The organism is Phytobacter sp. MRY16-398 (genome assembly GCF_003925915.1).
Lineage (GTDB): Bacteria > Pseudomonadota > Gammaproteobacteria > Enterobacterales > Enterobacteriaceae > Phytobacter > Phytobacter diazotrophicus.
The window spans coordinates 899743-920121 of the sequence record NZ_AP018756.1 but is presented as its reverse complement, the minus strand read 5'-3'; the positions used below and the strand labels follow the sequence as shown (position 1 = coordinate 920121).

The 20379-nt window shown below is 54.3% G+C and carries 23 protein-coding genes; 19 read left to right on the top strand and 4 right to left on the bottom strand.

Annotated elements, in window-relative coordinates:
- Positions 1 to 4 precede the first annotated feature (4 nt).
- From MRY16398_RS04455 to ruvX, 9 genes are all read left to right on the top strand, one after another.
- Positions 5 to 430, top strand: coding sequence for a DoxX family protein (locus MRY16398_RS04455; RefSeq protein ID WP_107223496.1), 426 nt, complete (start codon positions 5 to 7; stop codon positions 428 to 430).
- Positions 414 to 2042 (top strand): MFS transporter, encoded by a 1629-nt coding sequence (locus MRY16398_RS04450; protein ID WP_125123894.1) that lies wholly within the window; start codon positions 414 to 416, stop codon positions 2040 to 2042. Before MRY16398_RS04455 ends, MRY16398_RS04450 begins: the two co-directional genes overlap by 17 nt.
- A gap of 47 nt (positions 2043 to 2089) precedes the next feature.
- On the top strand, positions 2090 to 2911 hold the full coding sequence (locus MRY16398_RS04445) for an alpha/beta fold hydrolase (protein ID WP_125123893.1): 822 nt from the start codon (positions 2090 to 2092) through the stop codon (positions 2909 to 2911).
- 79 nt (positions 2912 to 2990) lie between these two features.
- Entirely contained in the window at positions 2991 to 3491 is a 501-nt protein-coding gene (locus tag MRY16398_RS04440; RefSeq protein ID WP_039078012.1) for a SprT family zinc-dependent metalloprotease, read from the top strand.
- 95 nt (positions 3492 to 3586) lie between these two features.
- Positions 3587 to 4282, top strand: coding sequence for a deoxyribonuclease I (gene endA / locus MRY16398_RS04435; RefSeq protein WP_039078013.1), 696 nt, complete (start codon positions 3587 to 3589; stop codon positions 4280 to 4282).
- 137 nt (positions 4283 to 4419) lie between these two features.
- Positions 4420 to 5151: a 16S rRNA (uracil(1498)-N(3))-methyltransferase gene (gene rsmE / locus MRY16398_RS04430; RefSeq protein WP_125123892.1), complete on the top strand. Its 732-nt coding sequence runs from the start codon at positions 4420 to 4422 to the stop codon at positions 5149 to 5151.
- Positions 5152 to 5163: 12 nt separating this feature from the next.
- Positions 5164 to 6114 (top strand): glutathione synthase, encoded by a 951-nt coding sequence (gene gshB / locus MRY16398_RS04425; RefSeq protein WP_125123891.1) that lies wholly within the window; start codon positions 5164 to 5166, stop codon positions 6112 to 6114.
- 188 nt (positions 6115 to 6302) lie between these two features.
- Complete coding sequence (locus MRY16398_RS04420; protein WP_039078016.1) at positions 6303 to 6866, top strand: YqgE/AlgH family protein; 564 nt, start codon at positions 6303 to 6305, stop codon at positions 6864 to 6866.
- Positions 6866 to 7282 carry a Holliday junction resolvase RuvX gene (gene ruvX / locus MRY16398_RS04415; RefSeq protein ID WP_039078017.1) on the top strand — a complete coding sequence of 139 codons (417 nt, stop codon included), beginning with the start codon at positions 6866 to 6868 and terminating at the stop codon, positions 7280 to 7282. Before MRY16398_RS04420 ends, ruvX begins: the two co-directional genes overlap by 1 nt.
- A gap of 146 nt (positions 7283 to 7428) precedes the next feature.
- On the opposite strand, the gene MRY16398_RS04410 is transcribed toward ruvX, so the two are convergent.
- On the bottom strand, positions 7429 to 8121 hold the full coding sequence (locus MRY16398_RS04410) for an IclR family transcriptional regulator domain-containing protein (protein ID WP_039078018.1): 693 nt from the start codon (positions 8119 to 8121) through the stop codon (positions 7429 to 7431).
- A gap of 71 nt (positions 8122 to 8192) precedes the next feature.
- Here MRY16398_RS04410 and MRY16398_RS04405 point away from each other — a divergent pair, with 71 nt between their 5' ends.
- The gene (locus MRY16398_RS04405; RefSeq protein ID WP_125123890.1) at positions 8193 to 10451 is read left to right on the top strand and encodes an FAD-dependent oxidoreductase; all 2259 of its coding nucleotides are present in this window, start codon (positions 8193 to 8195) and stop codon (positions 10449 to 10451) included.
- Here the strand turns inward: MRY16398_RS04405 and MRY16398_RS04400 are convergent.
- Positions 10448 to 11428 (bottom strand): type IV pilus twitching motility protein PilT, encoded by a 981-nt coding sequence (locus MRY16398_RS04400; RefSeq protein WP_125123889.1) that lies wholly within the window; start codon positions 11426 to 11428, stop codon positions 10448 to 10450. The two genes, MRY16398_RS04405 and MRY16398_RS04400, sit on opposite strands and share 4 nt — an antisense overlap.
- A gap of 16 nt (positions 11429 to 11444) precedes the next feature.
- On the opposite strand from MRY16398_RS04400, the gene MRY16398_RS04395 reads away from it, so the two are divergent.
- The 8 genes from MRY16398_RS04395 to MRY16398_RS04360 all read left to right on the top strand — a co-directional run bounded on the left by MRY16398_RS04395 (position 11445) and on the right by MRY16398_RS04360 (position 17885).
- The gene (locus tag MRY16398_RS04395) at positions 11445 to 12149 is read left to right on the top strand and encodes a YggS family pyridoxal phosphate-dependent enzyme (protein ID WP_125123888.1); all 705 of its coding nucleotides are present in this window, start codon (positions 11445 to 11447) and stop codon (positions 12147 to 12149) included.
- Positions 12150 to 12167: 18 nt separating this feature from the next.
- Positions 12168 to 12731 carry a YggT family protein gene (locus MRY16398_RS04390; protein ID WP_071195982.1) on the top strand — a complete coding sequence of 188 codons (564 nt, stop codon included), beginning with the start codon at positions 12168 to 12170 and terminating at the stop codon, positions 12729 to 12731.
- On the top strand, positions 12728 to 13018 hold the full coding sequence (yggU, locus tag MRY16398_RS04385) for a DUF167 family protein YggU (protein WP_125123887.1): 291 nt from the start codon (positions 12728 to 12730) through the stop codon (positions 13016 to 13018). Before MRY16398_RS04390 ends, yggU begins: the two co-directional genes overlap by 4 nt.
- Before the next feature lie 8 nt (positions 13019 to 13026).
- Positions 13027 to 13620 (top strand): XTP/dITP diphosphatase, encoded by a 594-nt coding sequence (locus MRY16398_RS04380; RefSeq protein ID WP_039078024.1) that lies wholly within the window; start codon positions 13027 to 13029, stop codon positions 13618 to 13620.
- Entirely contained in the window at positions 13613 to 14749 is a 1137-nt protein-coding gene (gene hemW / locus MRY16398_RS04375; RefSeq protein WP_039078025.1) for a radical SAM family heme chaperone HemW, read from the top strand. The genes MRY16398_RS04380 and hemW overlap by 8 nt, the downstream gene beginning before the upstream one ends.
- A gap of 296 nt (positions 14750 to 15045) precedes the next feature.
- Entirely contained in the window at positions 15046 to 16032 is a 987-nt protein-coding gene (locus MRY16398_RS04370; RefSeq protein WP_079497170.1) for a TRAP transporter substrate-binding protein, read from the top strand.
- A 48-nt stretch (positions 16033 to 16080) separates the two neighbouring features.
- On the top strand, positions 16081 to 16584 hold the full coding sequence (locus tag MRY16398_RS04365; RefSeq protein ID WP_039078026.1) for a TRAP transporter small permease: 504 nt from the start codon (positions 16081 to 16083) through the stop codon (positions 16582 to 16584).
- Positions 16584 to 17885, top strand: coding sequence for a TRAP transporter large permease (locus MRY16398_RS04360; protein WP_125123886.1), 1302 nt, complete (start codon positions 16584 to 16586; stop codon positions 17883 to 17885). Before MRY16398_RS04365 ends, MRY16398_RS04360 begins: the two co-directional genes overlap by 1 nt.
- Before the next feature lie 130 nt (positions 17886 to 18015).
- On the opposite strand, the gene MRY16398_RS04355 is transcribed toward MRY16398_RS04360, so the two are convergent.
- The gene (locus MRY16398_RS04355) at positions 18016 to 19020 is read right to left on the bottom strand and encodes a DUF1202 family protein (protein WP_052249208.1); all 1005 of its coding nucleotides are present in this window, start codon (positions 19018 to 19020) and stop codon (positions 18016 to 18018) included.
- Positions 19021 to 19148: 128 nt separating this feature from the next.
- Between MRY16398_RS04355 and MRY16398_RS04350 the strand changes: the two genes are divergently transcribed.
- On the top strand, positions 19149 to 19511 hold the full coding sequence (locus tag MRY16398_RS04350; protein WP_125123885.1) for an endonuclease domain-containing protein: 363 nt from the start codon (positions 19149 to 19151) through the stop codon (positions 19509 to 19511).
- A gap of 112 nt (positions 19512 to 19623) precedes the next feature.
- Here the strand turns inward: MRY16398_RS04350 and MRY16398_RS04345 are convergent, their stop codons facing one another.
- Positions 19624 to 20343: a YggN family protein gene (locus tag MRY16398_RS04345; protein WP_079497167.1), complete on the bottom strand. Its 720-nt coding sequence runs from the start codon at positions 20341 to 20343 to the stop codon at positions 19624 to 19626.
- Positions 20344 to 20379: the final 36 nt, after the last annotated feature.

Genomic DNA, 20379 nt, shown 5'->3' with positions numbered 1-20379 from the left:
GCCTATGAAAAATACAACGCTGATGTCGCCCCGTATTGATGCGGGGCTGTTCTTCCTGCGCCTGACCGGCGGGCTGCTGCTTCTCTATGTGCATGGTCTGCCGAAGGTGCTGAATTTTCATGAAGAGCTCACCCGCATTGAGGATCCGTTCGGCTTTGGCCCCTGGTTCAGCCTGCTACCTGCCATTCTGGCAGAGGTGGTATGTCCGATATTCATCATTTTCGGTGTTGGCACGCGGCTGGCCTGTCTGCCGATTATCGGCGTGCTGCTGGTTGCCATGCTGGCTGTGCACCCGCAATGGAGTATCGCGGAAGGACAATTTGGCTGGCTGCTGCTCATCATCTTCACCACGCTGGCATTAACCGGCCCGGGTAAATGGCGGGTAAATATGCCGGGCAACCAGGAGTTCAGGCATGGCGCAAGTCAATGATGTTCACGCGGCGACGGTACAAACCCCGTCGGCCGCATCCGCTGGTGCCTCCTCCTGGCAGCCACTGCGCCAGCCGGTATTTCGGATGCTATGGATTGCCACGGTGGTCTCTAACATCGGTTCATGGATGAACGATGTGGGGGTGAACTGGACCATGCTGACGTTAAGCGCCAACCCGCTTTCCGTAGCGCTGGTTCAGGCGGCGAGCAGTCTGCCGATGTTTCTCTTCGCCCTCCCTTCCGGGGTGATGGCGGACATTGTCGACCGACGCAAATATCTGCTGTTTTCCCAGTTGTGGGTGTTTATTGCCGCCAGCGGGCTAACCCTGCTCTCTTTAGCCGGGTTAGTAACGCCAACGGTGCTGCTGGTTGCGGCCTTCTTATTAAGCACTGGCGCGGCCATGAGTTCTCCGCCGTTTCAGGCCATCGTGCCGGACCTGGTGGAAAAACACGAACTGGCCCCGGCCATCGCGCTGAACTCGCTCGGCATTAACATCAGCCGCGCCATCGGCCCGGCGCTGGGCGGGCTGATCCTCTCTTTTGCCGGACCGTGGGTGGTATTCGCGCTCAATGCGACATCAGTGCTGGGCGTCGCCTGGGTGCTGTGGCGCTGGAAAGCAGAACCGTTGATTCAGCGCCTGCCGCCGGAGCACTTTTTCCCCGCCGTTCGCGCCGGGCTGCGCTATGTGCATGCCGCTCCGGTACTGCGTAACGTGCTGGTGCGTACCGTGGCGTTCTTCACCTTCGCCAGCGCAGGCTGGGCGCTGCTGCCGCTGGTGGCACGACGTGAACTGGGTCTTGGGCCTGGCGGTTACGGCATCATGCTGGCCTGTATCGGCCTGGGGGCGATTTGCGGTGCGATTGTGCTACCGCGTTTACGCAAGCGCTTCAACCCGGACCGGCTGATGGTGATTAACAGCGTGATTTTCGCGATCAGCATGCTGGCGCTGGCGTTTATCCGTCATTTCTGGCTGCTCAATGCGTTTGAATTTTTAACCGGTTTCTCCTGGATTGCGGTGCTCTCCACCCTCAATGTCGGGGCGCAGCGTAGCGCCGCCAAATGGGTGAAAGCCCGCGCGCTGGCGGTCTATCTGACTGTCTTTTTTGGTTCGATGACGCTCGGTAGCGCCATCTGGGGCCAACTGGCATCGCACTTTAGTATTCCTGCCTCATTGTGCGTGGCAACGGTGGGCATGCTGCTGGCAAGCCTGACGGTGCTGCGCTGGCAACTGAATAAAGATCCTGACCTCAATCTGGACATTCGTGATATCGACAGTAATGCCCAGGCGCTCGATATCTCACATGAACGTGGCCCGGTCATGGTGATGTATGAATATCTGATCGATCCCGAGGATGTCTCGCGCTTCGTCGTCTGTATCCAGGAGATTCGCCGTGTGCGGGTACGCGGCGGCGCACTGAGCTGGTCTGTGTATGAGGATATCCAGCGCCCCGGCGTCTTTGTGGAGTCGTTCGTGGTCGGCACCTGGATTGAACATCTGCGCCAGCTAGAGCGCCACACGGTAAATGACCTGCTGATTCAAAGTAAGGTACAGGCCTTCCATCGCGGCGGACATCTTCCCGAAGCACGTTATCTGATAGCACCCATAATGTAACAGTTACCCACATCAACCCAAGCAAGAGCGACAGTGAGGATTTACGTATGAGCACAATCAAAACGCAGGACGGTACGCAGATTTATTACAAAGACTGGGGCGCGGGAAAACCGGTATTGTTTAGCCACGGCTGGCCGCTGGATGGCGATATGTGGGACAGCCAGTTGAATTTCCTGGCCGAACGCGGCTATCGCGTCATCGCCTTTGACCGCCGCGGTTTTGGCCGCTCCGACCAGCCGTGGGAAGGGTACAACTACGACACCTTCGCCTCCGACATTAACGACCTCATCACCACGCTTGATCTGCAGGATGTGACGCTGGTGGGCTTCTCCATGGGCGGCGGCGATGTGTCGCGTTATATCGGTCGTTACGGCACGGCGCGCGTTAAAGCACTGGTCCTGCTGGGTGCGGTGACACCGATTTTCGGCAAAACGGCGGACTACCCGCAGGGTGTCGATGCCAGCGTTTTCAAGGGCATTCGCGACGGACTGCGCAAAGACCGGGCGCAGTTTATCAGCGATTTCGCCACGCCGTTCTATGGCATTAACGCCGGGCAGACGGTTTCCCAGGGTGTACTGACCCAGACGCTGAACATTGCTTTGCTGGCCTCACTCAAAGGGACCATTGATTGCGTTACAGCTTTCGGCGAGACCGACTTCCGTTCGGATATTGCCAAAGTTGACGTGCCGACGCTGGTGATCCATGGCAGCAACGATCAGATCGTACCGTTCGAATCGACCGGTAAAGTGGCTGCAGAAATGATCCCGGGCGCGCAGTTAAAAGTGTATGACAACGCGCCGCACGGTTTTGCGGTGACCCATCAGGATCAACTGAACAACGATCTGCAGACCTTCCTGCAATCGCTGTAAACAAGAATGAAGCCTCACTCCCTGTCCGGAGGAGGCTTTTTCTTGCACTCCCCCGCTCCCCGCCCTATCCTCTGCGATTATGAAAACCTCCCGTCTCCCCATCGCTATACAGCAGGCCGTAATGCGCAGCCTGCGGGAAAAACTTGCCCTGGCCAATCAGAAACTTGAGCGTAACTATCCGGAACCCAAACTGGTTTATCAGCAACGGGGCACTGCGGCAGGCACAGCCTGGCTCAATACGTATGAAATCCGCCTGAACCCCGTGTTGCTGATGGAAAACCAACAGGCGTTTATCGACGAGGTGGTGCCGCACGAGCTGGCGCATTTGCTGGTGTGGAAACATTTCGGCCGCGTTCCGCCACACGGTAAAGAGTGGAAATGGATGATGGAAAGCGTGCTCGGCGTCCCTGCGCGCCGTACTCACCAGTTTGAGCTGGAGTCGGTGCGGCCCAATACCTTTCCCTACCGCTGCAAGTGCCAACAGCATCAGTTGACCGTGCGGCGACATAATCGTGTGGTGCGCGGTGAGACCACCTATCGCTGCGTACAGTGCGGCGAAACGCTGGTACCTGAGCGCTAATTACATGAACCATTAAGAATGTTTTCCGCGCCAACTGATTGCATCTGACAATCGCTTCCGCTACGTTGCGCACTCCAGTTGACAGGGAGTTTTCAATGTTACGCGTTATCTCATCTTTACTGCTTATCCTCAGCGCGCCGGTACTGGCGGACGGCATCAATAGCTTCGCGCAGGCCAAAGCCGCCGGGGTTAAAGTCAACGCCGACGTTCCGGGCGACTTTTATTGCGGCTGTAAAATTCAGTGGCAGGGAAAAAAAGGGGTGGTCGATCTGGCCTCCTGCGGTTATAAGGTGCGCAAAAATGAAAACCGCGCCAGCCGTATTGAATGGGAGCATGTTGTCCCGGCCTGGCAATTCGGCCATCAGCGTCAGTGCTGGCAAGATGGCGGGCGGAAAAACTGCGCCAAAGACCCTGTTTATCGCAAGATGGAAAGCGATATGCACAACCTGCAACCCGCCGTGGGTGAAGTGAATGCCGATCGCGGCAACTTTATGTATGGCCAGTGGAACGGTGGCGAAGGCCAGTACGGGCGCTGTGAAATGAAGATCGACTTCAAGGCCAAACTGGCCGAGCCGCCTGCCAGCGCCCGTGGTGTGATTGCCCGCACCTACTTCTATATGCGCGATCAGTATCAGCTCACCCTGTCGCGCCAGCAGACACAGCTTTTTACCGCCTGGGATAAACTCTACCCGGTGACCGACTGGGAATGTACGCGTGAGTCGCGCATCGCTCAGGTTCAGGGGAATCATAACCCTTACGTGCAGCGCGCTTGCATGGCGCGAAAGAGCTAACCTACACTAGCGGCAATTGTAAATTTTGCAGGTGTATTGCCCCTCACCCCACCCCTCTCTCTACAAGGGAGAGGCCGCAAATCGCGACCTGTTAAGGTGAGGGGAAATGCGACACACTTCACACGGAAATCTGAACTATGCGCATCCCACGCATCTACCACCCTGAACTCATCCAGACTGGCACTGAAATCGCCCTCGCCGACGATGCGGCAAACCATGTTGGCCGCGTATTACGTATGGGCCAGGGGCAGGCTATTCAGCTCTTTGACGGTTCGAACCAGGTGTTTGACGCCGAAATCACCCGCGCCGATAAAAAGAGCGTTATCGTTAAGGTGACCCAGGGAGAGGTGGACGATCGGGAGTCACCGCTGCATATTCATCTGGGCCAGGTGATGTCTCGCGGCGAGAAAATGGAATTTACTATCCAGAAATCGATCGAACTGGGTGTAAGCCTCATTACGCCACTTTTTTCTGAGCGCTGCGGCGTTAAACTGGATGCCGAGCGCCTGAATAAAAAGATTCAGCAGTGGCAGAAGATCGCCATCGCCGCCTGTGAACAGTGTGGTCGTAACCGTATTCCTGAGATTCGCCCGGCAATGGATCTCGAACAGTGGTGTGCAGAAGAAGAGAACGGCCTTAAGCTGAATCTTCACCCGCGCGCCAGCCAGAGCATTAATACTCTGCCGTTGCCAGTGGAATGCGTACGATTACTGATTGGCCCGGAAGGCGGGTTGACGACAGACGAAATCGCCATGACCTCGCGCTACCAGTTTACTGATATTCTGTTGGGACCCCGCGTATTGCGCACAGAGACAACTGCCCTTACCGCCATTACCGCGCTGCAGGTGCGTTTTGGCGATCTGGGTTAAACGGAGAAGCCTATGATTAAGCTCGGCATCGTGATGGACCCCATCGCGCAGATTAATATCAAAAAAGACACCAGCTTCGCCATGCTGCTCGAAGCGCAGCGTCGTGGCTACGAACTGCATTATATGGAAATGGCGGATCTTTACCTGATCAACGGCGAAGCCCGTGCGCGTACCCGTCTGCTTTCCGTCGAGCAAAACTACGACAAATGGTACGAGTTTGGCGACGAGCAGGATATCGAACTCGCCTCGCTGGATGTGGTGCTGATGCGTAAGGACCCGCCGTTCGATACCGAATTTATCTACGCCACCTATATCCTTGAACGTGCGGAAGAAAAAGGCACGCTGATCGTCAATAAGCCGCAGAGCCTGCGCGATTGTAACGAAAAGCTGTTTACCGCCTGGTTCCCTGACCTGACCCCGGAAACGCTGGTGACGCGCAATAAAGCGCAGCTTAAAGCGTTCTGGCAAAAGCATACCGATATCATCCTCAAGCCGCTGGACGGCATGGGCGGCACCTCGATTTTCCGCGTCAAAGAGGGCGATCCGAACCTGGGGGTTATCACCGAAACGCTGACCGAGTTGGGCACCCGCTACTGCATGGCGCAGAACTATCTGCCAGCTATCAAAGATGGCGACAAGCGTGTGCTGGTGGTGGATGGCGAGCCGGTTCCATACTGCCTGGCGCGTATCCCGCAGGGTGGCGAAACGCGTGGTAACCTGGCCGCCGGTGGCCGCGGCGAGCCGCGTCCGCTGACCGAAAGCGACTGGGCGATTGCCCGCCGCGTCGGCCCGACGCTGAAAGCCAAAGGGCTGATTTTCGTCGGTCTGGATATCATTGGCGACCGTCTGACCGAAATTAACGTCACCAGCCCCACCTGCGTGCGCGAGATCGAGGCGGAGTTCCCGATCTCTATTACCGGCATGCTGATGGACGCAATCGAAAAACGCCTGGCGAAACAATAAATATATTTACCCTCGATAATTCGGGTTGCTCAAAGGTGCCAGGGCACAGACAGCGCGAATTATTGCAGGTAAAGGGATGGCGGGAGGGAACCCGCTCATAAACTCCAAAGTCTGGCTAGTGACAGCGTGCAGCTTTCCCCTCATACTAGGCTGCTGCTTTTTTGAACCAGGAAACAGAACCTCTGACAATGAATTTACAGCATCACTTTCTTATTGCCATGCCTGCTCTCCATGATCCCCTTTTTCGGCGATCGGTGGTTTATATTTGCGAATACAACGAAGACGGTGCCATGGGGCTTATCATCAATAAGCCGCTGGAAAACCTGAAAGTTGAAAGCGTCCTGGAGAAACTGAAAATTAACCCGGAAGCACGCGATCCGGCCATTCGTCTGGATAAACCCGTGCTGCTTGGCGGCCCACTGGCGGAAGATCGCGGGTTTATTCTGCACACGCCGCCTGCCAGCTTCTCTTCCAGCATTCGCGTCTCGGATAACACCGTAATCACTACCTCGCGCGATGTTCTGGAGACCCTGGGCACGGCCGATCAACCTAAGGACGTGCTGGTCGCGCTGGGCTATTCCTCATGGGAAAAAGGCCAGCTTGAACAGGAGATCCTGGATAACGCCTGGCTTACCGCTCCTGCGGATCAAAATATCCTGTTTAAAACGCCTATCGCTGACCGCTGGCGGGAAGCGGCAAAACTTATCGGCATTGATATTTCGACCATGCCGGGCGTGGCGGGACATGCCTGATGAGCGGAACCCTGCTGGCCTTTGATTTTGGTACCAAAAGTATCGGCGTCGCCATCGGACAACGCGTGACCGGTACAGCGCGCCCGCTGAATGCTCTGAAAGCGCAAGACGGGACGCCGGACTGGAAGCTTATCGAGAAGCTGTTAAAAGAGTGGCAGCCGGAAGCCGTTATTGTCGGCCTGCCGCTGAATATGGATGGCACAGAGCAACCCCTGACCGCGCGTGCGCGCAACTTCGCCAATAAAATCCATGGCCGCTTCGGCGCAAAAATTATTTTGCATGATGAGCGGCTGAGTACGGTAGAAGCCCGTGCGGGTCTGTTTGAGCGCGGCGGTTTTCGTGCATTGAATAAAGGCAGTGTTGATTCTGCCTCTGCGGTTATCATCCTCGAAAGCTACTTCGAGCAGCATCTGTAATTCTCAGGCTGAGCGCCGCTCAGCCTTTTATGCCTTCTCCCTTCCTCAAAACGCAATCCCCCGATCCCCCTCACATTTCCAGGGCGTGCTTTTTGCTTTTTTACTAATGTTTCTATAAAAGAAACATTAGTCAGGAATTAAATGCGTCAGGGTTTCTGTGTCAGCCGCCGTGCCAGAGTGTGAAGTTCGCTCAGGCGTTCATCAATGACAGCGTCGTCTACCTGCCACATTCCGGCAAACGCCAGCGCGGCAGAGTGCGCGCCAAGAGGCTTCGCCATTGATACCTCGCCGTCATCGTGATGCCAGACCACGCGTCCAAGCTCACGCTGTTGGGCGATATGCGGCGCAAGTTGCTGCCACTGTTCGTCGACAAAACGTTTTTGCAATTCTTCATCGCTCTCTGCCGCCAGAAGCGACATACCGATGACCGACTGCCATGCAGGAAGCATATGAAAACCGGCCAGCGCCTGGCTCATCTGGCTACCGGGCTCAGAGTGATAGATATAAATCACCTGATCCTCCCAGAGCACGCCCATCGCCACCACGATATCTTTGGGCGCGTAGCTTTCCAGCAGGGGGAGCGCCTGGGAAAAGAGTGCCGAGCCGCGTATCGCCTGCGCCGCGAGCGCATGAATACCGGGGCCGGGAAGGTAACGACGCTGCTCATCCTGCATCGTCAGGCCGATGGACGCCATCGTCATCAGCAACCGGTTTACACGGGTGGTATTTATGCCCATCAGACGCGCCAGTTCGCGACAGCCAATCGCGCGGCCGCTGGAGACCAGGTACTGCAGGCAGCGAATGCCATCAATCAGGCTTTGGTTCGGTTGTGAGGACATAACAGGCTTTATCTCTCAGGTGGCAGGAATTTTCGATTTTACCGTCAGTTCAGTAAAGAAGGATACAAGGTATGAACATCTATCCGCAAACTGCGTCCAGAACCTTTCCCTCTGAACAGTTGCATGCCGATCTGCTGGTAGCGGGCGGTGGCCTCGCGGGTCTTTGCGCCGCGCTCGCCGCCGCCAGGGACGGGTTACATGTCGTGTTGATCCAGGACCGACCGGTACTCGGCGGCAATGCGTCCAGCGAGGTTCGCCTGTGGGCCAACGGCGCCACATCGCATATGGGCAACAATAACCGCTGGGCGCGTGAAGGCGGCATCATGGGACAAATCCTCGAAGAGAATCTCTGGCGCAACAAAGAGGGCAACCCGGTTATGTTCGACCTGGTGCTGCTGGATATGGCAAAAAGCCAGCCTGGGCTGACATTGCTGCTCAATACCACGATTTACGAAGTGGAGAAAAACCAGCGAACCCTCACCCAGGTCAGCGCCTTTAACGCCATCAACGAGACATTTTATACCGTCACCGCCGACCAGTTTTGCGACGCAACGGGGGATGGCGTGCTGGGCTTTCTGGCCGGGGCAGAGTACCGAGAAGGCGCCGAAGAGGTGGACGAACTGGGGGAAAAAATGGCCCCCGGCGACAACTTCGGCCACAAGCTCGGGCACTCGATCTATTTCTACACCAAACAGACGAACGGCCCGGTGAATTTTGTTCCCCCTTCGTTCGCGTTAAAAGATATTACCGCGATTCCCCGCTACAAACGCCTGACATCCACCCTCAATGGTTGCGACCTGTGGTGGCTGGAATGGGGCGGACGGCTGGACACCATTCACCAGAGTGAAGAGATTAAATGGGAGTTGTGGAAAATCGTCTGGGGCGTGTGGGATTACATTAAAAACTCCGGCGAGTTCCCGGAAGCGGCCAACATGACCATCGAATGGGTTGGCGTCATTCCCGGTAAACGCGAAAGCCGTCGTTTTATGGGCGATCATCTGCTTTGCCAGCAGGACATCATAGAACAGCGCGACCACTATGATGCCGTGGCCTACGGCGGCTGGTCTATCGACCTGCATCCGGCGGACGGGGTCTACAGCACCCATGATGGCTGTCGTCAGTTTCACAGTAAAGGCACCTATACCATCCCGCTGCGAAGCCTTTACAGCCGCTCGCTGGATAATCTCTTCCTGACCGGACGGCTCATTTCCGCCTCTCACGTTGCCTTTGGTAGCGCCCGGGTGATGTGCACCTGCGGTCTGCTGGGCGAGGTCGTCGGCCGCGCTGCCGCGCTGTGTAAAACACACGACATCACCCCGGCAGAGCTGGCCCAGCGGGATAATGTCGGCCAGTTGCAACAGCGGTTGCAGGCCAGCGGCTGTTACATTCCCCGTCAGTGGTTACAGGACCCGGCACTCGGCGCGTCGGTCACCGCCAGCAGTGAATACGCCCTCAGTACGCTTGCTCCTAACGGCTACTGGCATTCGCTCGGCGAAAGAATGGCGCTGCTGCTGCCTGTTAAAGCCGGGGAGTCATTGCCCGACATGACCTTTATCCTGCGTTCCGCTTCTCAGCAGCCACTTGAGGTCTCGCTTCTGGGCAGCGCACGCAGCGGTAATTTCACGCCCGATTATCAGTACGCCAGCACAACGCTGCACGTTGAGGGCGAGCAGGCGCAGACGGTACATTTCCCGTGGCAAAGCGAGCGCGATCAGTATGTCTTTATCGCCTTTGAAGCGTGTGAACAGGTGGACATTGCCCTCACCGACACTCACCTGCCCGGCATTATGACCGTGTTTAATAGCCTGAATGCCCGCGTCGCCAAACATACCCGTCAGGTGGTGGATGGCGACTATGGCGTCGATGAGTTTGACTTCTGGTTGCCGCGTCGTCGCCCACATCAGGTAATGCCTGCGTTGCGTTTTAGCCAGCCATTAAGCTGCTATCGCGCCGACAATGTGCTTAATGGCCGCCTGCGCCCCGAGCAACAGGCCAATGCCTGGGTACCTGCCGCCGATGATGTCAAACCGGTATTACGCTGGCACTGGGATGCGCCACAAACCTTCACCAGCCTGACACTGGTACAGGACAACGATTTCGATAACGCCATGGAAACCGTGCAGATGGGCCATTTCCTGCCGGTGACGCCGCACTGCATTACCCACTATCGTCTGTGGGCCGATGACACCCTGCTGGCCGAGGAAACAAATAACCACCACTCCGTGCGTGAACACCGGTTATCTACCCCCATTACCGCGCAAAATGTACGTCTGGAGATCATTGCCACAGCAGGCGCTTTACCGGCGGTTTACGCGCTGAATATCCGCTAAAGTCGCCCCTGCGCCTGCCGTTGCTGGCGGCTTTGGTCGAAGGTCTGCATTCCCGCCTGCTGCCCGGTCTGTAACACGCCGGGCAACTGGTGGTTTTTCCCTTCACGGATAAGGTTGGCTATCGCAGGTGTGTTGATAAGCAGCTCAAACAGCGCCACACGTCCGCCCTGCCTGTCTGCCGCCAGCCGCTGGGACAATACGGCCTGCAGGCTTCCGGCAAGCTGGCTACGCACCGGCTCTTTCTCCTCGGCGGGGAAACTGTCCACCAGCCGTTCAATAGCCTGCGGTGCGCCGCGTGTATGTAATGTTGCCAGCACCAGATGCCCGGTTTCGGCGGCGGTCAACGCCAGGCGGATGGTCTCGCTGTCACGCAATTCCCCCAGCAGAATGACATCCGGGTCTTCGCGTAATGCCGCGCGTAACCCCGCCGCAAACGAGGCGCAGTGCGGGCCGATTTCCCGCTGTTGGATCAGGCAACGTTTACTCGTATGGATAAACTCCACGGGATCTTCCAGGGTCAGGATATGCCCGTCGAGATAGTGATTAAGGTTATCCACCATCGCCGCCAGCGTGGTGGATTTACCGCTGCCTGTCGCCCCGGTAACCAGAATAAGACCGTTATCGCGCCTTAGTAATTCAGGGATAACGGCGGGCACATCCAGCATATCCAGCGTCGGGCAGGTGTCAGGCAACAGTCGCAGCGCAAGCGACACCCCTTCGTGATGTAAAAACGCACTGGCGCGAAGGCGTTGAAGCCCTGGGGTACTGAGGGCAAAATCTATCTGTCCGCACGCCTGCCACTGCTGTTGCTGCTGCGTGTTTAAACTTTCGGCGAGCAGCGCGTGAATATCCACCGCGTCGAACGGTGCGGCTTCCAGCCGTCCTTGCCTTCGCCACCGTGGTGGACGGCGATCGCACAGGTGTAGATCCGAGACATTATGCTTTACACTAAGCTCCACTATTTTTTCCATATCCATAAAGCCACCTGGGAACATGAACGATATTGCGCATAACCTGGCACAGGTCAGGGACAAAATCTCAGCCGCTGCAACGTCCTGCGGCCGTGCTCCAGAAGACGTTACGCTGCTTGCAGTCAGCAAAACAAAACCTGCGAGCGCCATCGAAGAAGCTTACGCGGCGGGTCAGCGTGGCTTTGGTGAAAACTATGTTCAGGAAGGCGTTGATAAGATTCGCCATTTCAAGGATTCGGGCATCGCGGATATCCAGTGGCACTTTATCGGACCCTTACAGTCCAACAAAAGCCGCCTCGTGGCTGAACATTTTGACTGGTGCCATACCGTGGACCGCCTCAAAATCGCCAGCCGCTTAAGCGAGCAGCGACCTGACTCTCTGCCACCGCTGAACGTGCTGATTCAGGTCAATATCAGTGATGAGCAGAGCAAATCCGGCATCTCCCTTGCTGAGCTGGACGCGCTGGCGGCGCAGGTGGTGGAATTACCCGGTCTTTGCCTGCGTGGACTGATGGCGATCCCTGCTCCCGAGACTGATTATGAACGGCAGTTTGCCGTGGCCCGCCAAATGGCTGTCGCATTTGACGCACTTAAGGTACGTTACCCTGGCGTGGATACCCTTTCGCTGGGCATGTCAGACGATATGCAGGCCGCGATTGCGGCAGGCAGCACCATGGTGCGCATCGGAACCGCCATTTTTGGCGCGCGCGATTACACAAAAAACTAAGGAAAACTGAGGAACGCCATGAATACGTTGTCCACTCTCCTGTCACTGATTATCCAGGCTTACACGATGGTGCTGTTGCTGCGTATCTGGATGCAGTGGGCGCGCTGTGATTTTTATAACCCGTTTTCCCAGTTTATCGTGAAGATCACCCAGCCGATTGTTGGCCCACTGCGTCGCATTATTCCGTCGATGGGGCCCATTGACAGCGCATCGTTGCTTATCGCGCTGTTGCTGTGTGTCGTGAAAGTCTTCCTGAACCCGTACGTCTCCATGAACGGCGTGTTCATCGTGCTGGCGGCGGTGCTGATTGTTATTAAAACGCTCGGTTCGCTGATCTTCTGGGTGCTGCTGTTAATGGCAATCATGAGCTGGGTCAGCCAGGGCCGTAGCCCGGTGGAATATGTGCTGCTGCAGCTTACCGAACCGCTGCTGCGCCCGATTCGCCGCCTGCTGCCATCAATGGGCGGTCTCGATTTCTCGCCGATGATTCTGGTGCTGCTAATGTATGTCATCAATATGGGCGTGATGGAGTTTCTGGCTAACACCATCGTACCGTTAGCCTATATCTGGAACTGGGCATGAGTGCTGTCACATCCTGTGACGACGGGCTGGTGCTGCGGCTGTATATTCAGCCAAAGGCCAGCCGGGACAGCATTATTGGGCTGCATGGCTACGAGCTAAAAGTCGCCATTACCGCCCCACCGGTCGATGGGCAGGCCAACGCACATCTGGTGAAATATCTCGCCAAACAGTTTCGGGTGGCCAAAAATCAGGTGCTGATTGAAAAAGGCGAACTGGGCCGCCATAAACAAGTCAAAATTACCCATCCGCAACAGATACCTTCGGCCGTCACGGCCCTGATGAATTAGGATCTATTATGCAAAAAGTTGTTCTCGCAACCGGTAATGCCGGTAAAGTGCGCGAGCTTGCCTCGCTGCTGAGTGATTTCGGTCTGGATATCGTGGCGCAAACCGAGCTGGGCGTGGAATCCGCCGAGGAGACCGGCCTGACGTTTATTGAAAACGCGATCCTGAAAGCGCGCCATGCCGCTGAGGTGACCGGTCTGCCCGCGATTGCCGACGATTCCGGCCTGGCAGTTGATGCGCTGGGCGGCGCGCCGGGGATCTACTCCGCACGTTACTCTGGCGTGGATGCCACTGATGAAGCGAATCTGCAAAAATTACTGACCACCCTGCAGGATGTGCCGGACGATAAACGTCAGGCTCAGTTCCACTGTGTGCTGGTCTATCTGCGTCACGCCGCTGACCCGACGCCGCTGGTGTGCCACGGTAGCTGGCCTGGTGTGATTACCCGTGCGCCTGCCGGTCAGGGCGGGTTTGGTTACGATCCGATTTTCTTCGTCCCGACGGAAGGTAAAACCGCCGCCGAACTGACCCGCGAAGAAAAAAGCGCTATCTCCCACCGTGGGCAGGCGCTGAAACTGTTACTGGAAGCATTACGTAATGGCTAATTTGCCACCTTTAAGTCTTTATATTCACATTCCGTGGTGCGTGCAGAAATGCCCGTACTGCGACTTTAATTCCCATGCATTGAAAGGCGAAGTGCCTCACGATGATTATGTGCAGCACCTGCTCGCCGACCTTGATGCTGATGTGCCTTACGCACAGGGGCGTGAAGTAAAGACGATCTTTATTGGTGGCGGTACGCCGAGCCTGCTCTCCGGCCCGGCGATGCAGACGTTGCTGGATGGCGTGCGTGCGCGCCTGACTCTGGCGGCGGATGCGGAAATCACAATGGAAGCCAACCCCGGAACGGTCGAGGCCGACCGCTTTGTTGAGTATCAACGTGCCGGGGTGAACCGCATTTCGATTGGCGTTCAGAGCTTTAGCGAGCCGAAATTACAGCGGCTGGGGCGTATCCACGGCCCGGAGGAAGCCAAACGCGCCGCGCGGCTGGCAACTGGCCTTGGGCTGCGCAGTTTTAACCTCGATTTGATGCACGGCCTGCCGGATCAGACGCTGGAAGAGGCGCTGGACGACTTGCGCCAGGCCATTGAACTGAACCCGCCGCATCTCTCCTGGTATCAGTTGACCATCGAACCCAACACGCTGTTTGGCTCGCGCCCGCCGGTGCTGCCAGATGACGATGCACTGTGGGATATTTTCGAGCGTGGCCACCAGTTACTGACCGCCGCGGGCTATCAGCAATACGAAACTTCGGCGTACGCGAAACCGGGCTACCAGTGTCAGCACAACCTCAACTACTGGCGCTTTGGCGATTACCTGGGTATTGGCTGCGGTGCGCATGGCAAAGTGACCTTCCCGGACGGGCGCATTTTACGCACCGCGAAAACGCGCCACCCACGCGGGTATATGCAAGGTCGCTACCTTGAGCGCCAGCACGATGTGGAAGCCGCAGATAAGCCGTTCGAGTTCTTTATGAACCGCTTTCGTTTGCTGGAAGCCGCGCCGCGTGCGGAGTTCGCGCTGTTCACGGGGCTGGATGAAAGCGTGATCCGCTCGCAGCTCGACGAGGCCCTGGCGCAGGGCTACCTCACCGAGTGCGAGCAGTACTGGCAAATCACCGAGCACGGTAAGCTGTTCCTCAACTCCCTGCTGGAACTTTTCCTGAGCGAATAATATGTACAGAACTATCCCGCTCGCTTTATTAAGCGGGATACCTGTTTCCCCGCCAATTAAAAACCTGATATTGCCATACCGCTTATCGGCCAAATATATTCTCAGAATAAATATCGCTATTCCAATTTATTCATCACGATAATATTCAACGCTTTTTAAAAATATCCACACTGACAAAAAAATAAAAACTGTGAGACAGACACCTTAAAGATGTCAGACAACCAGGATAATATGTCATACAGAAATAAGGATTATTGATTTTAGATATAGACCATTAATGTGCATGGAGCCAAACAATGAGTAAACTCTCTCTTTCCAAAACACTTGTGTGTGCATCGCTTATTTCGTTATTTTCTTTGAATGCTATTGCGCAGGATAAAGTCACGTTAAAGCTTGCGCATAACCTTGAGCGAAGCCATGTTGTACATCAGGCTTTAGATGAAATGGCTAAAGAAGTCAAAAAACTGTCTGATGGTAAAATGACGATCCGCATTTACCCCAGCAGCCAAATGGGAAGCGCAAGAGAGACCCTGGAATTATTACAAAATGGCGCCCTTGATATGACTAAAGGTTCCGCCAGCGATCTTGAATCTTTTGATAACGTATACGCCATTTATAATCTTCCATTCTTGTTTAAAGATCAGGCGCATTTTAATAACGTTGTTTTCGGTAACGTGGGTAAAGAAATCATGGAGTCTACAAAAGACAAAGGTTTCTTCGCGCTTTCTGCTTACGTTGCTGGCACAAGAAGCTTTTATGCCGGGAAGCCCATTACGAAACCGGAAGATTTGAAAGGCCTGAAAATACGCGTTCAGGCCAGCCCAACCACAATAAAAATGATTGAGTTAATGGGTGGCTCGCCTACGCCCATTTCATTTGGTGAGGTCTATACTGCTATGCAGCAGGGCGTTGTAGACGGAGCGGAAAATAATGTACCTTCCTGGGTACAAACGCGCCATATCGAAATTGCAAAAGTCTTTTCGGAAGATGAACACGCTTCCATTCCTGATTTCCTGGTTATTTCAACTAAATCCTGGAACAAATTAACTCCTGAACAAAAAGACATTTTACAAAAAGCAGTTAAGCATTCAGAAACATACCAGCAAAAACTTTGGGCTCAAATCGATGCCGATACCCGTGCTCAGGCAATATCGCAGGGTGGTAAAATTGTGAAAGTGGATAAAGCTCCCTTCCGCGCAGCCGTGCAACCTCTGTTTGATGAGTTTAAAAAAGATCCTAAACAGGCCGCATTATTAGCAAAATTCGAAGCCGCTGCTGAATAATATCTACCAGGGCCAGTCATTGGCCCTTATTCACCGGGATAATTAAAGATGATATTTAACCGCATAAAGCTGGCGGTCGATCGCACGATCGCGGCGTTTTCTATTATGGTGATGAGCGTACTGGTTATTTGCGTCGTATGGCAAGTATTTAGTCGTTATGTTCTCAATCAGCCCAGTACATCAACCGATGAACTTGCACGCTTTCTGATGATTTGGGTAGGTTTACTCGGTGCAGCCTATACAGTTGGCGCTCAGCGCCATCTGTCAATTGATCTCCTGTCAATGGCGCTACAACCGCGTAAACAGGCCCTATTGACCATCGTAGTAAATCTGCTGATTTTCCTTTTTTCTGGCGGAGTCATCGTAACAGGGGGAATGAAATTGATCGGCAAAACGCTGGCAACCAACCAGGTGTCAGCCGCGATGCAAATCCCTATGGGTTACGTCTATCTTATTTTGCCACTGACCGGAATCGTAATGATGTTCTACGCCTTGTGGTTCATAAATGTTGGCATGGATAAACTAAAAAATCCCATCGAAGGAGTAGATTAATGGATGGCTATATCGCATTAACGTTATTTGGTTCCTTTTTCATCCTGGTTTTCCTTGGCGTACCTATTTCATTTGCTATTGGTATTTCGACCGTTAGCTCTATGCTCCTTATGTTTCCCTGGGATATTGCCGTTATTACGGTTTCACAGCGACTGGCTAATGGGCTGGATAATTTTGCCCTACTGGCTATTCCTTTCTTTATTTTTGCCGGAACACTGATGAATCGAGGCGGGATTGCTCTACGCCTGATTAACCTTGCGCAGGTCATGGTTGGCCGCGTGCCCGGTTCTCTGGGGCATGTTAACGTACTGGCAAATATGATGTTTGGTTCTATTTCAGGCTCTGCGGTTGCCGCAGCGGCAGCGGTAGGCGGAACACTTCATCCAATCCAGACCCGACAGGGTTACGACCCTACCCTTTCAACCGCCATTAACGTTTCGTCCTGTATTACCGGCCTCTTAATACCACCATCCAATGTATTGATCGTTTTCTCACTCACGGCTGGGGGCGTCTCCGTTGCCTCGCTGTTCATGGCGGGTTATTTACCGGGCATTTTGATGGGGCTGGTCATCATGATGGTTTGTGCGGTTATCGCCAGCCGACGCGGATATCCGCTTTCAGAAAAACCGTCATTCAAACAGGCACTGACAGCGTTTTTTGCTGCGTTACCTAGCCTATTATTGGTCATCATTGTTATGGGTGGCATCCTGGGGGGCGTATTTACCGCAACAGAAGCATCTGCTATTGCTGTGGTTTACACTTTCATCTTGTCAGTTTTCGTTTATCGCGAAGTGAAGTGGAGTGAGCTACCGTCGTTAGTCCTTGAATCAGTGGTAACAACATCTATTGTTTTATTGCTGATCGGTTTTTCCGTTGGGATGTCATGGGCAATGACAAATGCAGATGTACCCTACATGATTAGCGATGCGCTGATGTCTATTTCTGAAAATCCGCTCGTTATTCTTTTATTAATTAATCTTGTTCTTCTTATTGTTGGCGTTTTTATGGATATGACCCCAGCGGTACTTATCTTCACGCCAATTTTCCTGCCTATTGCGCAAGACTTAGGTATGGACCCGGTACACTTTGGTATCATGATGGTTGCGAACCTGTGCATCGGATTATTAACGCCACCGGTCGGCAGTGCCTTGTTTGTTAGCTGCTCTATTTCGGGCGTTAAAATTCAGCACTTGATTAAGCCTTTACTTCCTTTTTATGCCGCACTACTCGTAGCGCTGGCATTGATTACTTATATACCGCAAATCTCGCTATGGCTCCCCCGCATACTGGGTTTGATGTAACTCGATCAGGCAGGGAGAAACACCGCCCTTTCTAATCCGAAAAAATGAAATGGGCCACCACGGTGGCCCATTTCATTTTCCTCGCCGGGGAGTGATCTGAATCCAGCCCGGCACACACGGGCTGGTTGATTTATTTGATAATACCCTGGCGACGCATAACGGCGATGTCCCGCTCCCAACCTTCGTAATCCATCCGGGCTTTGCTATTGGTGATATCCAAATTGCTCAGTTCGCTGCGAAGTTCATTACGTTTTTTGCGCAGCGGCTCCCGCTTTTTATCGTAAGCCTCCAGGGTTTTCATGACCTCTTCGCGCTTGAGCTGAAACTTGAGTTGATAGTCCCGACGCTGGTCCACGAGTGCCGTAGCACGCGCTTTTCGCAGCGGTGTGGCATCGCAATCCGGTTTTTTCTGGCACTCGGCCAGCGCCGGTTCATAAATCGTTTTGTTGTAGTTATTTTCAAAATGCAGCGGATCGTTCTGCCTGCCCACCTCCTGAAGCTCCTCCAGCAGCGCGTGTTGCACATCATCACGGGTTAACTGTTTGCCGTTTTTGTCTTTGCCCCACGAAGCGGCAATCTGGGCGTCCAGCGCGTCAATCTCCTTTTGGAGCTGCTCTTGTTTCTCAAGGGATTTATCCAGCGCTTTTTTCTGGGCGGCCCTGTCGGCTTCAATTTTGGCGAGGCGGGGATAAAAATCGCTGTCGGTGATCACCAGATACTTCTCTTTGTTGTTAATGTCCGGTTTCGGATACCCGGCAGGTTTCGCCGCCATCTGCATAGAGAAGAACTCGGTAGTCCAGCCGGAATCTTTTGTCCCCACCGCCTTGACCATCGCCGAGAACTTCACCGGGCGCCCTTTGGTCCAGGTCTGCTCCATAAACTGATAGTTTCCGGCCATACCGACCATGGAATAGAGATCTTCCGTGGCGGAGATATCGCCTTCGGCGGCATAGGTCGCCTGGTTACCGTGCGAATCAAGCAGGCGCAATGTGATGCTGTCCAGTTGCATTAGCCCTTCCTGCGCCTGGTTAAACTGCTTTTTCAGCACCTCATCGGTAGGGATATTGCTATCGGCCAGCACGCTGCCCGACAGAAGTATCAACGCCGCCAGTCCTGCGGCCCATTTCATTTTCATCGTCAAAAATCCTTTTAATGTCTCATCCATTAATAACCTTTCGAGTCATAGGACAATTATTTGGAAGGCGGGTTCCAGTGTCAGCAGAAGGTTGTGGTGAAACAGGGAGAGAGTGGCAGAGTGTGGGGATGGAAATAATACGCTCACATGCAAAACAACTCAGACGCGAACTGACACAAGAAGAAAGACGGCTTTGGTATCTGTTACGCAGCCGCCGATTTTCTCGTTACAAGTTTCGTCGGCAGCACCCTGTCGGTCATTACATTCTTGATTTCGCCTGCTGCGAGGCACGGCTTGCCATTGAGCTGGATGGTGGTCAGCATGATGAGTGGTACGAATATGATGTTCAGCGAACGGTATGGTTAAACAAAAAAGGCTGGATGATCATGCGGTTTTGGAACAATGAACTCTGGCAAAACGAAGAGGCCGTGCTGGAGCGGATATTTGAGACGCTGCAAATGCTGTTACCCTCACCCCGGCCCTCTCCCTAAAAGGGAGAGGGGGAAATCAGCACCGTAGTCTCAAATCGCACTATCGGTTCCCTCGCCCCTCCGGGGAGAGGGTTAGGGTGAGGGGAACAGACAGAAGAGAAACAACAGAACCTTACTTAAGCCCGCTCACCAGCGCTTTACGGTTAGCTTCCAGCGACACCACGCGGCTACACACATCTTTACCGAACTGCTGGAAATCCGCTTCCTGGTTTTTCCACTCGTTCTGGATGGCGGTCTGCAAACCGCCGAGACTACCGAGCACACCCTGCAGCGGGTTGCCGCCGCCTTTCAGTACCGCTTTGGCGCCCATCTCGTTAATGCTGTCCTGCAGAATACCGCCCATCGCCTGGTTCACCAGTTGTTGACCATTAGCCTGCACGTCATCAACCGCTTTATAGTGGAACGTCAGGCCATCGCTGCGATGCTCAATAATTTTGTTCATCTGCTCTTTAAGCTGGGCATCCAGCTTGGTCAGGCGGCCACGCATATTGCTGCTCTCGCCCACTTCCTTGACGATGATTTGGTCCAGCGCCACGCGACTTTTCTCTACGCGTGAGCGAGCACCTTCATCAATCCATGGCAGCGCGCTGCGCAATTCAGACTGATAATCCCTTGCCTGCTCGCGTTGTGCGGCGCTCAGCGAATACTGTTTACCGTTGAAGGTCACGTTACCTTCCGGCGTTAAGATCAGATTACCGTTCTCGCCTTTCACCTGGACGGTTTGCGGGCTTAGAATCACATCATCACGCGGGTTCACGCTACATTTGTAATCCGCATTCGCGGCAAAAGCCGTTGCCGTCAGTGCTACCGCCAGTAGCGTCTTGCGCATCATAACCACTCCTGTAGAGACAAAATGGGCCGGCAATTG

What these genes read in the sequence shown, in the direction of transcription:
- MRY16398_RS04390 (WP_071195982.1), top strand. Translation starts at nt 12,168, where the DNA reads ATGAATACGTTGTCCACTCTCCTGTCACTGATTATCCAGGCTTACACG.
- ruvX (WP_039078017.1), top strand. Translation starts at nt 6,866, where the DNA reads ATGAGCGGAACCCTGCTGGCCTTTGATTTTGGTACCAAAAGTATCGGC.
- MRY16398_RS04445 (WP_125123893.1), top strand. Translation starts at nt 2,090, where the DNA reads ATGAGCACAATCAAAACGCAGGACGGTACGCAGATTTATTACAAAGAC.
- yggU (WP_125123887.1), top strand. Translation starts at nt 12,728, where the DNA reads ATGAGTGCTGTCACATCCTGTGACGACGGGCTGGTGCTGCGGCTGTAT.
- MRY16398_RS04400 (WP_125123889.1), bottom strand. Translation starts at nt 11,428, where the DNA reads ATGGATATGGAAAAAATAGTGGAGCTTAGTGTAAAGCATAATGTCTCG.
- MRY16398_RS04360 (WP_125123886.1), top strand. Translation starts at nt 16,584, where the DNA reads ATGGATGGCTATATCGCATTAACGTTATTTGGTTCCTTTTTCATCCTG.
- MRY16398_RS04440 (WP_039078012.1), top strand. Translation starts at nt 2,991, where the DNA reads ATGAAAACCTCCCGTCTCCCCATCGCTATACAGCAGGCCGTAATGCGC.
- MRY16398_RS04370 (WP_079497170.1), top strand. Translation starts at nt 15,046, where the DNA reads ATGAGTAAACTCTCTCTTTCCAAAACACTTGTGTGTGCATCGCTTATT.
- MRY16398_RS04410 (WP_039078018.1), bottom strand. Translation starts at nt 8,121, where the DNA reads ATGTCCTCACAACCGAACCAAAGCCTGATTGATGGCATTCGCTGCCTG.
- rsmE (WP_125123892.1), top strand. Translation starts at nt 4,420, where the DNA reads ATGCGCATCCCACGCATCTACCACCCTGAACTCATCCAGACTGGCACT.
- MRY16398_RS04365 (WP_039078026.1), top strand. Translation starts at nt 16,081, where the DNA reads ATGATATTTAACCGCATAAAGCTGGCGGTCGATCGCACGATCGCGGCG.
- hemW (WP_039078025.1), top strand. Translation starts at nt 13,613, where the DNA reads ATGGCTAATTTGCCACCTTTAAGTCTTTATATTCACATTCCGTGGTGC.
- MRY16398_RS04420 (WP_039078016.1), top strand. Translation starts at nt 6,303, where the DNA reads ATGAATTTACAGCATCACTTTCTTATTGCCATGCCTGCTCTCCATGAT.
- MRY16398_RS04350 (WP_125123885.1), top strand. Translation starts at nt 19,149, where the DNA reads ATGGAAATAATACGCTCACATGCAAAACAACTCAGACGCGAACTGACA.
- endA (WP_039078013.1), top strand. Translation starts at nt 3,587, where the DNA reads ATGTTACGCGTTATCTCATCTTTACTGCTTATCCTCAGCGCGCCGGTA.
- MRY16398_RS04380 (WP_039078024.1), top strand. Translation starts at nt 13,027, where the DNA reads ATGCAAAAAGTTGTTCTCGCAACCGGTAATGCCGGTAAAGTGCGCGAG.
- MRY16398_RS04455 (WP_107223496.1), top strand. Translation starts at nt 5, where the DNA reads ATGAAAAATACAACGCTGATGTCGCCCCGTATTGATGCGGGGCTGTTC.
- MRY16398_RS04450 (WP_125123894.1), top strand. Translation starts at nt 414, where the DNA reads ATGGCGCAAGTCAATGATGTTCACGCGGCGACGGTACAAACCCCGTCG.
- gshB (WP_125123891.1), top strand. Translation starts at nt 5,164, where the DNA reads ATGATTAAGCTCGGCATCGTGATGGACCCCATCGCGCAGATTAATATC.
- MRY16398_RS04405 (WP_125123890.1), top strand. Translation starts at nt 8,193, where the DNA reads ATGAACATCTATCCGCAAACTGCGTCCAGAACCTTTCCCTCTGAACAG.
- MRY16398_RS04355 (WP_052249208.1), bottom strand. Translation starts at nt 19,020, where the DNA reads ATGAAAATGAAATGGGCCGCAGGACTGGCGGCGTTGATACTTCTGTCG.
- MRY16398_RS04395 (WP_125123888.1), top strand. Translation starts at nt 11,445, where the DNA reads ATGAACGATATTGCGCATAACCTGGCACAGGTCAGGGACAAAATCTCA.
- MRY16398_RS04345 (WP_079497167.1), bottom strand. Translation starts at nt 20,343, where the DNA reads ATGATGCGCAAGACGCTACTGGCGGTAGCACTGACGGCAACGGCTTTT.